We start from the raw sequence: 16,350 nt of genomic DNA, 5'->3' as shown, positions 1-16,350 counted from the left end.
CTGTTCTAAGGCCTTTTTCTTGAGGCCGTCGTAATCAAATTGATCATTCTTGCTCATAAAAAGAAACTTGTGTTAAAGGTCAGGAAATTATTTTAACCTTTGACACAGTTCATTTTACAGTCTCTTGGGTTTCTGATACAGATCTGTACATGTGTTCTATCTAAAAATCCAGCTCCTTCATAAAGTTCTTTCCCTTCAAAAAATACGGCTTTTACTGATTCGAAGGGAGGTTCCTCATTTTTTTCAATCAATGTATGAATATTATTTATGACGGCGCAGTCAAGATTTCGGATAATTTTGTCTTTAGAGCCAGGATCTCCTTTAGGGTTAATGTTACGTGGAAACTTTTTGTCTTCAGCTTGTGCAGACTTAATTAGAGTTTCATATGAAGTTTTAACCAGGTCAATTCCCTGTTTATCTGTCAAATCCAGGCAATTCCCCAGGTTAAAGATGGCCCCTGATACTGCAGGCGTTTTAATTTTGATTTTCCCCGGAGGGTCAATTGCGTAGTGTAATGCCCGTTCATAGTTATTCTGCCAGAAATACATGCCTTCACCAAGCCAGTCCCATTTATTTTTACTGGCTCTTAAAGTAGTTTGGTTTAATACTATTTTATCTCTCACCTCCTGATCGCAGCCGTGAAATCCAATTATTAATCCGGGATCGGATGAATAGATATAAGATTGGGATAACATATTATGGTTGGTGTATTAAAAGAATTTGTGTGTGAAAATCCAGTTGCTTATTATTTCGCAACGGATTTCTTGTGAGCTGTTTTTGGAGCGACTGTCTTCCCTATAGTATTGATTTTTGGAGAAACCTGTACCAAAAGATCCCGGATGCCTAATTCGTCGAGTAATTGAGCGGCTGCTTTGGGAGAATTAGATATCTGACGTCTTTGCTCCATTAAAAGAGCCTTGATCCTATGGTACGTCGTAGTTGTCATACGTAAATTTAATATTTTTCAACAACTTAAAGACGGATAAACTATTGATTTCTTTTGTCATATGTTTTTATGACTGTATATATAAGAATAAAAGCCAGGTTATGTATGGTAATTGTTGCCGTTGTTTTGGAATGGATCCCTGTCTTTTTTTCCATCCCTGCACCAGATTTTCCATGCTCTTCCCCGCCTATTTTTCCATGAAATAGTATAATTCTCCATTTTTACTACTCACTCCCCCTGCTAACTTAGCCCATGGACAATACCACCAAAATCCATCAATGTAGCTAAGCACGATTAAATATTACCCGTTATGAAAAATAAATATCCGAAACGGTCTGTTTCCGGGTATGGAGGGCTTATTCTGTTCCTTTTATTCTGTACTGTACTGGGTGGCTGCCGGAAAAAGGAATTTGAAGAATATTATGGCCGGCCGGACTGGCTGGCGTCCCCTATATACCAGCAATTACAGGCGAAAAAGAATTTTACCTACCTGCTTGCCACTATAGATAAGGCGGGGTATAAGGACATTTTGAGCAAGTCAGGGTACTGGACCTTTTTCGCTCCCAACGATGCCGCATTTGAAAAGTTCTTCAAAGAGCAGGGCATCAGTGGTGTGGACGGCATTGACTCACTGATGGCCAGGAAGATCGTTACTTTCGGCCTGGTATATAATGCCTACCGGAAGGAGCAGCTGACCAATTATCAGAGAACTGGCGGACCAGACACCAGCCAGGCCTATAAACGGAAAACAGCCTATTATGATTGGGTGTATACGGAAGATAGCCGTCCCGGTAAGGTGATTGCCGCCAACAGGAATGGCACCTATGTAACCAATGATAATAATAATAAGAACATCCCTTATTTCATTTCAGGGTTCTTTGCTGCTAACGGATTAAGTGCGGCTGATTACCAGTTCTTTTATCCCAATACCTCCTTTAGTGGTTTTAACGTAGTGGATGCAGCAGTAGTGAATGCCGACATAGCTGCAGAGAATGGGATCATCCATGAAATAGACAAAGTGGTACTGCCCCTGCAGAACCTGGAACGGTACCTGGCATCTAACCCGGAATACAGTGAATTCAGGAGTCTGCTGGAAAAACTGGTCTTTTACCAGTCCAATGCTGATCTGACCCATCGTAACAATGTCCTGACAGGGTCAACGGATTCTGTATTCGTAAAAATCTACAGCGCTGCGCTGGCGTTTTCTCCCAACAACGAGAACTACCTGCTGGCCAGCACGGATGCGCAACGTTCCGGCTGGACACTGGTAGTACCTACCAATAACGCGCTCCGCCCTTATGTAAGCCAGATACTGACACATTATTCTTCCTTTGAAGCCGCTCCGCCGGCAGTCTTACTCAGCCTGCTGAACGCGCATATGTGGCAAACTTCTGTATGGCCTAACAAGCTGGCCGTAACAGGCAACAGTCAGCAGGAAGTACCAACGTTCAGTTTATCTGATGTAATAGATAAAAAGATGCTGAGCAACGGGATCTTTTATGGCATCAATGCTGTACAGGATGCCAATGTGTTCAGGACAGTATATGGGAAAGCATTCCTGGACCCTGCTTATTCTCTGATGACCCGTGCACTGGATGCCGATCTTAAGTTCTCCATCATCAACCCTTCCCTGAACTATACCCTGTTCATGATGCCGGACGATATGGTAAGGGCTGCCGGCTATGACTTTAATGTAGATCGGAACGAATGGGCCTACCAGGCTTCAGGAGGTACGGTACAATATGGATCAGGTGCTCAGGACAGGCTATTCCGTATCCTGCAAACCTCTGTATTGCCTACCAACAACGGAGAACTGAACGATCTTTCAGGAGAAGGCATAGTAGAAGCCTGGAACGGGGAATACATCAAATACAGCAATAACACTGTATACTCCAGCGGTAATGCAGATGCGGGCAAGGTCCTGCATATTCAAAGTGTTGGCGATACAAAGAACGGAAAGGTGTACTATGCCGACGGGCTGCTCACCTTCACAGAGAACCCGATAGGATTTCACCTGGAAAAACTGGCAACCGCCTATCCGAATGATTACAACTCCTTCTTCCAATACCTGAAGAACTCTACCCTGTGGACATCCACCAAGGATATCCTGGGTACTTCGCCCGGTACTTTCTATACCGTATTCGTTCCCGACAATGCTGCTATTTCAGCAGCTGTAAAGGAAGGCTGGCTGCCGGGTGATGCTGGAACAGGCGTACCCAATTTTGCACCTGCCGCTGCGGCCGATAAAGACAAAGTGCTCAACTTCATTTACTACCATATGCTGAACCGGAACACTGTAGTACCGGACGGCAAAAAGAACGGGGCTTTTGAAACAATGCTCAAGACCAATGGCGGGGAACTTACCTTTCTCAATATTATCAACCAACATAATGCCATGGAGCTGAGGGACGCTTTTAACAACAGCTCGAACATGAAGGTGAACAGGAGCAATAACCTGTCCAACCGCACAGTGATCCACTCTATCAGCAATTTTCTCAGGTATAAGATCTGATCTATGAACAAACTTTATATAGTCATTCTTTGTCTGTTATATTTAACTTATTTGCCGGCAACAGCACAGAAAACAGCACCCAAAATAACAGTAACGGGAAGGGTGCTGGACGCCAAAACACGCCTGCCCATTATCGGGGCATCCGTTGTGGAACTGGACAAGGACGGGCGTACTATAGCCGGTGTGGTGACCGATATAGACGGCAATTTTGCACTCAGGGTAGCTGATATGCAACACAGGATCTCGGTATCCTTTATCAGTTATAAGACCATTGTGCAGGGCATCAATGACAGGAGGACCATCAACTTCAACCTGGCAGCCGGTACCCGTGATCTTAACGAGGTTAACATTGTAGCAAGGCAGGCAGTAGATAATGGCACCGGCATGCAGGTAGAAAGCCGTAACTCGACGCTGGCTACAGCCAGTATCAAGGCTAAGGAGCTGGAAGAGCTGTCGGCCGCCTCTATTGACCAGGCTTTGCAGGGAAGGCTGCCTGGTGTGGACATAGGCACCACTTCCGGCGATCCCGGTGCAGGTATGTCTGTCCGTATAAGGGGAACAGCTTCTATTAACGGTTCTGCCAATCCGCTGATAGTGCTGGATGGTATGCCTTATAATACAGAGGTACCATCTGATTTTAATTTCGGCAGTGCAGATGAACAGGGATATGCGCAGCTGCTTAATATTGCGCCTTCAGATATACGGGATATCACCGTTCTGAAAGACGCGGCAGCTACGGCTGTATGGGGATCAAGAGCCGCCAACGGGGTGCTGATCATCAATACTAAAAGAGGTACTATAGGCCGGCCTTCTATCACCTACAATTTTAAAGGTTCTGTCTCCAGGCAGCCGCCTAATATTCCATTACTGAACGGAGATCAGTATTCTACCCTGATACCTGAAGAAATTGCCAATACCAATGGCTTGCCACTGAACATTAATGTGAACAAGGAGTTCCTCTTTGATCCTTATGATCCTTACTGGTATTACAACTACAGCAATAATACAGACTGGGTAAAAGCTATTACACGTACAGGCTTTATGCAAGACCATAACGTTTCTATGACAGGAGGAGGAGAGAAGGCCCGTTATTATGCATCAATAGGATACCTTGATCAGAAAGGCACCACAAAAGGTACTGCACTGAAAAGGATCACATCCAAGATCAACCTGGACTATAACGTATCCAGCCGTATCCGCTTCAGATCAGATATTACCTATACTCATGTGGATAATGATCTCAATTATGTGCCTAACAAGAATTACCAGGTCAGAGGTGTGGCATATACCAAGATGCCCAATATGGCCATCTATGAGTATGATGAATATGGAAATGAGACGCCTAATTATTTGTCGCCCGCCTCCAATATCCAGGGGCAGTACTACAACACCTACAATCCTGTAGCGATGGTTATGGAAGGCATGTATCAGCAGATAGGAGAGCGTATCACGCCCAAGTTCAATATTCAGTATGACATTATTCCTTCTGTATTAATGGCAACTTTCGATGTACAGTTCGATATTAACAATACAAAATCAAAAACCTTCCTGCCACGTATATCTACCGGCCGGCCTGTAACCGAGACAGTAGTGAACAGGGCCGGAGATAGTGATGGTGATGTGTTTGATGTGTTTACCAAAACCAATCTTATTTACACACATCCGAAGAATAATGAGAAGCACCGGCTACAGGGATTATTGTCTATACAGACAGATGACCTGAACTATGTTTCCCATAATGTGCTTACTTCCAATACTGCTTCTTCACAATTCCAGGACCCTTCCAATCCTTCCCGTACATCCAATGCAGATCTGAAACTGGAATCTGTGCAGGGCCGTACAAGAAGCATAGGTGTACTGTTACAGGGGCAGTATGGCTGGCTGGACCGCTATATCATTAATGCCGGTGTGAGGGGAGACGGGAATTCCCGTTTCGGGCCTAATAACCGGTATGGACTGTTCCCCTCTGTATCTATGCGCTGGCGTGTTTCCGGAGAGCCATTTATGAAGAGATATAAGTTTATAGACGATCTCAGTTTCCGTGCCAGCTATGGACACAGTGGCTCGGCTCCGCCGGATAAAGCTGTCTGGAACTACTTCAATACATATATGCCTTTCAGTTACAGCTATATGGGAATGTCAGGCGTATATCCTTCCAACATGGAGCTGTCTAACCTGAAATGGCAGACGGTGATAGGACAGAATCTTGGATTTAATCTCTGGTTGTTCAGGAACAGGATACGGCTGGATGTGGAGGCTTATCGCAACAGGACGAAAGATATGTTCTATGAAGACCTCCGGACACCTTCTTACTCCGGTTTTTCTTCTGTGGCAATGAACGTGGGCACAATGGATAACCAGGGATGGGAGATATTGCTGAACACCATTCCGTTCAAAACGAAGAACTGGCAGATAGGGTTTGACATGAACATAGCCCGCAATATTAACGTAGTGCGGGAGGTGTCTGAGTTCTTTCCCAGGGAGAACAATGTAGCTATCAACCAGAATGGGTTATATAAGACCTATCTGCAGATCGGGAACCCTTTTGGTTCTTACTATGGTTTCCGGTATAAGGGAGTATATAAAGACAAAGATGCCACTGTTGTAAAAGATGCTAATGGTCACCAGGTACCGGGCGCTAACGGGCAGACCCTGTATATGCGATTCAACTATCCTGCTACGGATTATATTTTCCAGCCGGGAGACGCTATGTATGAAGATATTAACCATGATGGTAATATCGATAACAGGGATATTGTTTACCTGGGCAATGGTATTCCTAAAATAACCGGTGGCTTTGGCCCTAACATCACTTACCGCGGTACCCTGAAGCTGACCTCTTACTTTGTATACCGTCTGGGCTATGACCTGGTGAACCAGGCAGATATCAATACCAGCAACATGTATGGCTATGACAACCAGAGTACCGTGGTACTGAAGCGCTGGCGTAACCCGGGAGATGTGACGAACGTTCCGAGGGCGTTGTACCGTTCAGGTTATAACTGGCTGGGATCTGACAGGTATGTACAGGATGCCTCCTTTGTTCGTTTACAGGCAGTAACGGTGAGATACAACTTTGGCAGGCGTATACTTGACAGGCTGGGGCTCAGGAGCGCCAGTTGTTACCTGACGGCGGAGAACCTGTATACATGGACAAAATATAAGGGCCAGAACCCGGACGTATCAATGAAAGGAGATAATGATCCGTTTGCTTACCCGGTAGACAATGCACTGACGCCGCCGCCAAAGAACTTCCTGTTTGGTATTTCCGCCAGTTTCTAATGTTATAAACTCTATTGCAATGAAAAGAACTATATGGGTGATCATGTTTTTATGCCTCGGTACATCCTGCAATAAGTGGCTGGATGTAAAGCCACAGGACGGCATTATCCGTGATAATTACTGGCAGAACAAAGAACAGCTGCAGGCTGCGGTAATAGGCTGTTATGCTTCCCTGCTGGACAATTCCCTTGTACAGAACCTTTTTGTATGGGGAGAGCTGAGAGCAGATATGGTAGCTGCAACACTGAATGCTGCCATAGATGAGGTAAATATTATGGAGGCCAATATACTGGCTACAAACTACTATACTTCCTGGGCGCCTTTGTACAGGACCATCAACTACTGTAATACTGTGATCACCTATGCTGCGCAGGTGATGGAGACAGATAAAACGCTTACGCAGCAACAGCTGGATGCCTACCTGTCTGAAGCTTATGCGATGCGCGCGCTGATGTACTTTTATCTGCTGCGTTCATTTGGAGAGGTGCCTCTGCAGCTGAAAGCCACATCAGGCGATGGTACGCTGGAGCAGCTGAAGAAGAGCTCACAGCAGGAAGTACATGCACAGATCATGAAAGACCTGGCATTTGCGGAACAGCATGCTGTTGAGACATATGGTAACGTAATAACCGATAAGGGCCGCATTACAAAATATACAGTATATGCCATTGAAGCAGACGCTTACCTGTGGATGGAGCAGTATGATAATTGCATTGCTGCGTGTGACAAGATCATTAACTCCAACAGGTTTGGCCTGATGGACGGCAGTGCGCAGGCGCAATGGTTTAACAGCGTGTTCTTTACGGGCAACTCCAACGAAAGCATCTTTGAATTCCAGTTTGACCAGCAGAAGCAGAATCCCTTTTATTTCATGTTTGGTGCGGCCAACAACCGTTTTATAGGTTCTCCCAGGGTAATGGACGAGGTATATGGTATTGATCTTATTGATGCTACGAAAAAAGATATCAGGGGCGATGGTGGTTCTATCAGAGCGGCAGACCAGATGATCTGGAAGTTTGCAGGAGCCAGCAGTGGGACAACCATGCAGGTAAGGGGGGCGACGGAGTCTTATGCGCACTGGTTTGTATACCGGTATGCAGATGTGCTGCTGTTGAAAGCAGAGGCACTGGCCTGGGTAAATAAGGGGCAGGAAGCGCTTGACCTGGTGAAAGTTATCAGGGACCGCGCCCGTGCACTGGTGCTTACTGAAAGAACGCCTGATCCTCTCAGCCCGGTAGATGTATCGTCCTATATCCTTGAAGAGAGGGCGCGTGAATTTGCCTTTGAAGGAAAACGCTGGTATGATGTGCTGCGTAACGCTAAGCGTAACAACTATTCCTATCTCAGCATTATGCTGGATATGGTGGCTATGAATGCACCCGGTAATATGCAGCAATCCATCCTCAGCAAGTACAGGGATGTACGCAGTCACTATTTCCCGATCAATCAATATGAACTGCAGGCAGATAAGCTGCTGGAACAGAATCCATATTACCAATAATATACGCTTACGTTATGAAAACAAAAGATAGTTTAAAAAGGCTGATAGTTTTCCTGCTCCTGCTTTGTGGCTGGGGCAGCTGTAAGAAAGCGCCTATTATCTCTGATACGTCAGACCAGGTGAATATTATCGGCTACCTGGAAAAGAACAAAGCGCAATTCTCAGACCTGCTGAAGATACTTTCAACAACAGGGGATAATGGTTTTCTCAGCGTATATGGCGCTTATACCTTCTTTGCACCTACCAACGATGCTATCAGCGCCTATCTGAAAGCAACCGGCCGTCCTTCTATAGACAAGATAGACCTGCAGGAACTGAAGGACCTGATGAAATTCCATCTGCTGGAAGATACTCTTACAACGCCTTCTTTCTCTGATGGTAAGCTGCCGCGGTTAACGATGTACGGACAGTATCTTATCACCGGGGCAAGTAATACCGGCGGGCAAACGAGGATCACTGTGAACCGGCAGGCCAATCTTATTCAAAGCAATATCCGCGTCAGCAATGGCGTCATACATGTGATAGACCATGTACTGGTACCTGCTACGCAAACACTGGCGCAGACAATTACCAGCGATCCTAAGTATTCCGTTTTTGCAGAAGCTTTGCAGGCAACGGGTCTTTATGATACAGTGAATATCCTGCCGGGAAATAATCCTGACAGCACCAAGCAATGGCTTACGGTGATTGCAGAATCGGATTCAGTGCTGGCGGCAGCAGGGTTTAGCAGCTATGCTGCTTTAAAGGCGAGATACTGTCATACGGGAGATCCTAAGAATGTAACTGACAGCCTTTATCTCTATGTGCGTTATCATATCCTGTATGGTATTAAATACCTGGCAGATATTGTGTCCAATACTTCTCATACTACCCTGGCGCCGCTGGAGGTGGTGACCTCAAAATTATCAGGACTGACGGTGCTGATCAATGATGATGTTTTTAATGGTGTGCATGAACCGGGCGTAGAGCTGGACAGGAATACCAGCGATCGCTCTGCCAGTAATGGGGTGGTCCATTCCGCCCTGGGGCATTTTGCCATCAAGGTGCGTAATCCTGTACCTGTGTACTGGGATGTGGCTGACTTCCCTGAGATACGTAACCTGCCGGCTTATTACGGTAAACAGAATTATCCTTTTGCACTCACCAATATGCCGAAAGACATTACAGTGCCTGGTCCAAGCGCTATGACCTATACCGTGGGCGGTACTTATGTAAAGGGTGATTTCCTGGCGATCCCGCTGGGAGGGCCGGGCCGGAGCCCCTGGGTAGAACTGAAAACCCCGCTGCTGGTAAGAGGAAGGTATAAAGTATGGATCTGTTACAGAACGCAGAAGCAATCCGGCAGTTCCAATAACGTGAACCAGATATCTATAGATGGAGAGCCTTTACAGCGGTCTATGAACTTCACTGTCAATATGCCTATCAGTACGGAAGGGGAGATGGAATCGCAGGGTTGGAAATGGTATACATCTCCTGCATCCAACAACTGGGCAGGCAGGCTGGTAGGTACTATAGAGATAAGGACCACAGACCGTCACCTGCTCAGGTTCACTACCCTGCAGGGTACACAGAACAATAACAACCTTGATATGATCCATTTCATTCCGCAGGACATGGACCAGCTCTATCCCCGTTTTATGGCGGATGGCACACCTGTTCCGCGGCCTTAAAAGATAAGCAGCATGAAGAAAACTATCTTATATATACTTCTTGTACTGATGGCGGTTGCCTGCAGGAAAGATAAGTGGAACGAACGTACCGGCATAGACGATCCGGCCCTGCGGTCCAATCTTTTCCAGGCAATACAGCAACGTCCTGAGCTGAGCAAATTTGCAGAGTACCTGGTCAAAACAGGCTATGATAAAGTACTGGCGTCTTCTAAAACGTTCACTGTCTTTGCTCCTGACAACGGAGCCTGGCAGCAGGTGGACCCCGCAATACTGGCGGATACTGCCAGGCTGAAAAGCCTGATAGGCAACCATATTACGGGGCAGTCGTATCCTACGGTACTGACGGAAGCCACTTTGCGAATCCGCGCATTGAACGGCAAGAATGTATTGTTCTCCCGTACACAGGTAGACGATATTAATATTACTACTGCCAACCAGTATTCAGCCAATGGCATGTTGCATATCATCGGGAGCACTATTATGCCTAAACAGAACGCCTGGGAATTCCTGAACAGTTATGCGGCAGGCACTATGCAGCAAACCTTCCTGCAAAGCCTGACCTATACAGGCATTGATACTTCCCAGGCAGAGCAGATAGGAGTGGACCCGCTTACGGGGCTTCCTATCTACAAGCCAGGCACAGGGCTGGTGGAGCGTAACCATTTCCTGCAAAGGATAAATATCAATAGTGAAGATTCGGCGCTGACCTATATCATCCTGACAGACCGGGCTTTCATGGCGGAGAAGAACAGGCTGATAAAATACTTCCAGGACAGCACTGCTGCATTGACTGATACCATTACCCGGTGGAATGTGGTTAAAGACCTGGCATTAGGTGGTGTATATGCAGCATCGGGTTTGCCGGGAACAGCTTATGGGCTGAGGGATAGCGTAGTGTATCATCCCAATATGTTCACTGTAATATCTTCCCATAAGGTGAGTAACGGTATGGTGTATATAGTGGATGATATAGCATATGAAACTGCTAGCAAGATCAAGCCTGTTATTATACAGGGAGAGAATGTCAATGATGTGAGGGACAGGACAAAGGCATGGGCTGTACGTACGCGTATCAATCCGCTGACGGGACTTTTGTTCCGGGACTTCTACATGGAAAACCATGGTATCAGTAGTTACTGGATCAACTATATGCCACTTGTGTATTCTGCAAAATACAAGGTGTACTGGGTAGCTGTGAATGATTTTCAGACAGCCACGTTCCCAATGAAGATAGCGTTCAAAGATCCTGCGGCTACTGAGTTTGCTTATAAGACCGTTGCCCTGAGAGATTTCAGCGAAGTATACCTGGGAGAGTATACGGCAGACAGGTATGGGCGATTGCCGCTTTACCTTGTTGGGAACAACGTCACCACCAATGGCGCCAATACACTGGTGCTGGATTATATAAAACTGGTACCTATTCTGGACTGATCTTAAGAGATGTTTATGCGTATAACTTTTATCATGCTGCTGTTTTGCCTGCGCCTTGCTGCACAGGATACCACGCTCAATATAACGGGCACCATCCGGGAAGCGGCTACCGGCAAAGTGTTGCCGGGTATTAATATCAGTATTCCCGGGTATGCTGCTGCCATTACGAATGAAAAGGGTGTTTTCCGTATTAAGGCGCCTGGTGGAAATGCGGTGCTGACAGTTTCAGCGCCTGGTTACCAGGTGAAGGAAATACCGCTGAAGGGCAGGCGGAAAGTAAACGCCAGTCTCTATGAGGAAACTTTCCCTTCAATATATGAAGATGCTGTACTTCCTTTTGGCAACAGGGCGGGTAACCAGCTTGTTTACCCGGTACAGTCTGTAAATATGGACAGTAAATGGCAGAGAGTGCCGGAATCGCCGGAGGCGGCGCTGCAGGGCAGTGTAGCGGGGCTGAGGGTTATCAGGCGCTCCGGTACGCCGGGAATAGGGGCAGAACTTTTCCTGCGTGGATATACTTCCCTGTATGCCACTAACCGTCCGCTGATAGTGGTAGATGGTATGATCTATGACGCGAATGAATATGGCGGATCGCTTGTGGAAGGACATGTGAACAATCCGCTTGCCCATATTGATATCAGGGATATTGACAACGTTACCGTGATCAAGGACGGTACTTCTACCTACGGCTCCCGTGGTGGTAACGGTGTGATCCTGATTACTACGGCCAGGGCAAAGGAGCTGGCAACGAAGATAGACTTTGCAGCATATGGAGGTTATAACAGTACACCTGCAATGATACCTATGATGAAGGCTGGCGATTATCGTGTCTATCTTTCCGATGTACTGAAGACCAGCGGGCTTACTGACCAGCAGATCAGCGATCAGCCTTATATGAATGATCAGCCTAATCCTGATTATTACCGTTATCACTACAATACAGACTGGCAGAAGCAGGTGATGAAACGCAGTTTTAACCAGCAGTATTTTCTGAAGGTAACTGGTGGTGATGATATTGCTACATATGCTTTATCGCTCGGGTACCTGAAGCAGGGAGGCATTATCTCCCGTACGGACCTGGGCCGCTATCAGACACGTTTTAATGCAGACCTGAACCTTTCCAAAAGGTTGAAGGCGTCTGTCAACCTGGCCTTTACTTCCAGTCAGCAGAAGAATAAAGACCAGGGAATAGCTTTAAAAACAAACCCTATATACCTGGGACTGATCAAGGCACCTTTTCTGCCGGTAAGAGCTGTGAGTGAAGAGGGCATAGAATCTCCCAGCCTGGATAATTATGACATCTTCAATGTTTCCAACCCGGCCGCCATTATTTCCGGTATGCAGGCAGTGAGCAAGAACTACCGTTTCTTCGGCTCTGTGAATTTCAGGTATAAACTGAGCGATGACTGGAGCATACATACCTTATTGGGTGTGACGTACGATAAGGTCAGAGAGAACATCTTCATACCACAGAAAGGCGTGGCTCCTGATACACTCCCCAACGGTATTGTATATAACCGGTCAGGCAGTAATGTAGAGCGCCTGTATTCACTGTACAATGACACCCGTTTGTCATGGCAACGCAGCTTCAGGCAGAAGCACCAGTTTGCTGTTGATGCGGGTGTACGTTTTAATAACAGTAGCAGCGAATCAGATTATGGCCGGGGGTATAACTCTGCAACAGATGAATTTGTGAGCGTAGGCATGGGCCAGAACCTGTACAGAAGCGTAAGCGGAGATATAGGGAAATGGAACTGGCTGAACACTTATTTACATGCTGACTATACTTTCCTGAACAGGTATTTCCTGACATTCAATATAGCGGCAGATGGATCTTCCCGTTTTGGGAAAAAAGCGCCGGGCGCATGGACCATCAATGGTAATCCATTTGCTGTAATGCCTGCTGTAGCTGCAGGATGGCTGGTGTCTTCAGAGCCGTTCATGAACAATGTGAGCTTTATAGAATTGCTGAAACTGAGGGCTGGTTACGGTCGTACAGGCAATGATGATATAGGCAATTATGCGGCAAGGCAATATTATGTATCGCAGAACCTGCTGGGCATGCAGGGGCTGGTAAGGGGGAACATCGGCAATCCTTATCTGAAATGGGAAACGGTAGACAGGCTGAATGCGGGCATTGATCTCTCGTTTTTACAGGAGCGGCTGAATATAAGCCTGGATGTTTTCCGTAATAATACCTGGGATATGCTGACCATAGAGCCGGTAAAATCTGTTACGGGTTTTGACCAGATGATCACCAACAACAGTGCTATGCACACTAAAGGGATTGAGCTGTCAATAAGTGGCCGTATCGTCAACAATGACCTGAAATGGGATGCCGCTTTTAACCTGGCCACCTATCGTAATAAAGTTACAAAGATACCGGGCAGCAGGATGATAAGCAGTTATGCAGGCGCTACTTTCCTGACAGCTGTGGGCCAGCCGGCCAACCAGTTCTATGGTTATAAGACTGCCGGAGTGTTTGCCACTACCGATGCTGCCGCCGGATTAAAATATATAGCTGCTGATGGAACGGCAATGCCTTTCCAGGGTGGTGATGTACGGTTTGTTGATGTGAATGGGGATAATATAATAGATGAAAGTGACAGGCAGGTGATTGGGGACCCTAATCCTGACTTTACAGGAATGTTCAGTAATACGTTGAGCTGGAGGCGATGGTCGCTCGGTGTACTGTTCACTTTCAGTAAAGGCAATGATATCTATAACTACATGCGTGCGCAAACAGAAGATTTGAGCAGTTACCATAACCAGTCGGCCGCTGTTGTGAACCGCTGGAGGGCTGAGGGGCAACAGACAGATATTCCCCGTGCGGTATGGGGAGATCCGGCAGGCAATGCGCGTTTCTCTGACCGCTGGATAGAAGATGGTTCTTACCTGCGTTTAAGAACGCTTACGCTGGCATATGATGTTCCTGTAAGACCGGGTGCATTGAAATATGTGAAGCTATATGCCACGGGTAATAACCTGTTCACGTGGACACGTTATCTGGGGTATGACCCTGAGTTCAGCGCTGCAGGCAGCATTTTCGCCCAGGGCATAGATACCGGCCTGGAGCCGCAGTTCAGGACTATGCAATTGGGTGTCAGGATAGGTTTGTAACAATTAAAAACAGAACAGATGAAATATACTGTACTATATATATTATTCCTTTCGGTTTGCTTTTCGTCCTGTAAAAAGCTGTTTGACATAGAGCCGGAAACAGTGCTGAACAATGATCAGACATACAGGAACGTAAGTGATGCAGATGCCGCTGTTATAGGCATATATGGTAAATTCATGGGGCTGGCGGAACGGTATGTTGTGCTGAATGAACTAAGGGCTGATCTGATGGACGTAACAGGCAGCGCCGGCAATAAATACCTGCAGGAGCTGAGCGTACACCAGGTGAGCGCTGATAATCCGTATGCAGATCCGAAGCCTTTCTACGAAGTGATCATCAACTGTAATGATGCGTTGACCAACTTTGACGCCATGCTGCGTGATAAGCGTATGACCGCAGATGAATACAATCTCCGTTATTCTGCTGTAGGCGCTGTACGTACGTGGGTATACCTGCAGCTGGGCATTCATTTTGGCAGCATACCTTATGTGACATCTGCCCTGGAAAATATAGATGCCCTGAAAAAAGAAGAGCAGTTTCCCCGTATATCTTTTGATGAGCTGCTGGACAAGCTGATCATTTTTACAGAAGGATTGCCCTACAAAACACCTTTCCCGGCAGGCACTTCCCTGCTTACGGTAGTAGATGGCTACAGCACGGAGAAGTTTTTCGTCAACATCAAATGTTTACTGGGAGATCTTTACCTGTGGAAAGGGAATTATAACCAGGCCGCCACCAACTACCAGTTCATGATGAACTATGGGGATGTATTGTACCCGGCCAGGAATAGTGAACAATGGTATGAAACGTATAAAGTGGCTTATACCGCTAATACAAATGGAGGCAACTGGTCGAATATTTTCAGTCAGCCTTACGGTGAGCGGTATTCAAATTATGAGATCATGTGGAACCTGCCGTTCGATAAGAACTTTGCGCCACAGAACCCCTTTATCAGCCTGTTTGACAATGTGAACGGCAATTACCGGTTAAAGCCATCAGCACTGGCAATTAAGAGATGGAATGACCAGGTACGTACCGGTAACGCGGTTGGTAATAATACGCCTGTTGATCTGAGGGGGCCGAATGCTTCCTGGAAAACACAGGCTGGTCAGCCGGTAGTCAACAAGTATACATTCAATTACAATCCTTTATTGCCATTTGAAACAAACAGTAAATGGATATTGTACCGGGCGGCTACCTTACACCTGCGTTATGCAGAAGCTGCCAACCGGGACGGGCGTGACAAGCTGACCTATGCTATTCTGAATAACGGTATCAAAAATACCTACGACCCGGTATATATGGCTACAGGGGTAAGTGGCGGAGAGAGCCGTAATGTGACCAATATAGAACAGACATTTGATGTACCGCCTTATGACTTTGACGCCCGTTCAGGTAACTATCCCAACTACAGATCTCCCTGGTACCGGCATATAGGTATCCGGGGCCGTGTTTCGCTGAAACCTGTGTTAATAGATTCCACGAAGTATTTTGACATGAACAACACTGAAAGACCTGTTACTGACAGGGTGGGATTAACATTGTACATGGAAGATAAGCTGCTGGAAGAAGACGCGCTGGAGCTGGCGTTTGAAGGCTACCGCTGGCCGGACCTGCTGCGTGTAGCTTTGCGCCGGTATGCAGCAGATCCCGGATGGCTGGCAGATAAAGTGGCGGCGAAATTTGATGCGTCGGGAGACGGGCAGGCCGCTGCTGTAAGATCAAGGCTGATGAACAAACAAAACTGGTATCTTCCTTTCAGATGGGATTAAAACATATGATATGAACCTGGTAATGATACTGCTGACAGGACAGCAATGGCAGACCCGTAAAGGGCATGGCAGAATATTGGGGTTATAATCAGCCGCCACATACAAATTTTTACCT

At 46.6% G+C, this 16,350-nt stretch carries 8 protein-coding genes; 7 read left to right on the top strand and 1 reads right to left on the bottom strand.

Annotation, left to right across the window (positions count from 1 at the left end; genetic code table 11):
• Positions 1-92 precede the first annotated feature (92 nt).
• The gene (locus tag GO493_RS29350) at positions 93-695 is read right to left on the bottom strand and encodes a hypothetical protein (RefSeq protein ID WP_157309811.1); all 603 of its coding nucleotides are present in this window, start codon (positions 693-695) and stop codon (positions 93-95) included.
• A gap of 561 nt (positions 696-1,256) precedes the next feature.
• On the opposite strand from GO493_RS29350, the gene GO493_RS29345 reads away from it, so the two are divergent.
• The 7 genes from GO493_RS29345 to GO493_RS29315 are packed head-to-tail and all read left to right on the top strand — an operon-like array spanning position 1,257 to position 16,235.
• The gene (locus GO493_RS29345) at positions 1,257-3,458 is read left to right on the top strand and encodes a fasciclin domain-containing protein (protein ID WP_157309810.1); all 2,202 of its coding nucleotides are present in this window, start codon (positions 1,257-1,259) and stop codon (positions 3,456-3,458) included.
• A gap of 3 nt (positions 3,459-3,461) precedes the next feature.
• A complete protein-coding gene (locus GO493_RS29340; protein ID WP_157309809.1) occupies positions 3,462-6,740 on the top strand; it encodes a SusC/RagA family TonB-linked outer membrane protein in 3,279 nt (1,092 codons plus the stop codon).
• 19 nt (positions 6,741-6,759) lie between these two features.
• On the top strand, positions 6,760-8,241 hold the full coding sequence (locus GO493_RS29335) for a RagB/SusD family nutrient uptake outer membrane protein (protein WP_157309808.1): 1,482 nt from the start codon (positions 6,760-6,762) through the stop codon (positions 8,239-8,241).
• 14 nt (positions 8,242-8,255) lie between these two features.
• Complete coding sequence (locus GO493_RS29330; RefSeq protein ID WP_157309807.1) at positions 8,256-9,911, top strand: fasciclin domain-containing protein; 1,656 nt, start codon at positions 8,256-8,258, stop codon at positions 9,909-9,911.
• 12 nt (positions 9,912-9,923) lie between these two features.
• Positions 9,924-11,342 carry a fasciclin domain-containing protein gene (locus tag GO493_RS29325; RefSeq protein WP_157309806.1) on the top strand — a complete coding sequence of 473 codons (1,419 nt, stop codon included), beginning with the start codon at positions 9,924-9,926 and terminating at the stop codon, positions 11,340-11,342.
• A 15-nt stretch (positions 11,343-11,357) separates the two neighbouring features.
• The gene (locus tag GO493_RS29320; RefSeq protein WP_157309805.1) at positions 11,358-14,462 is read left to right on the top strand and encodes a SusC/RagA family TonB-linked outer membrane protein; all 3,105 of its coding nucleotides are present in this window, start codon (positions 11,358-11,360) and stop codon (positions 14,460-14,462) included.
• 18 nt (positions 14,463-14,480) lie between these two features.
• On the top strand, positions 14,481-16,235 hold the full coding sequence (locus tag GO493_RS29315; RefSeq protein ID WP_157309804.1) for a RagB/SusD family nutrient uptake outer membrane protein: 1,755 nt from the start codon (positions 14,481-14,483) through the stop codon (positions 16,233-16,235).
• The last annotated feature ends 115 nt before the right edge of the window (positions 16,236-16,350 follow it).

The organism is Chitinophaga tropicalis, from assembly GCF_009758205.1.
GTDB lineage: Bacteria > Bacteroidota > Bacteroidia > Chitinophagales > Chitinophagaceae > Chitinophaga > Chitinophaga tropicalis.
Note: the sequence above shows the minus strand (reverse complement) of the source record. Positions and strands in the feature narration are given on the sequence as shown.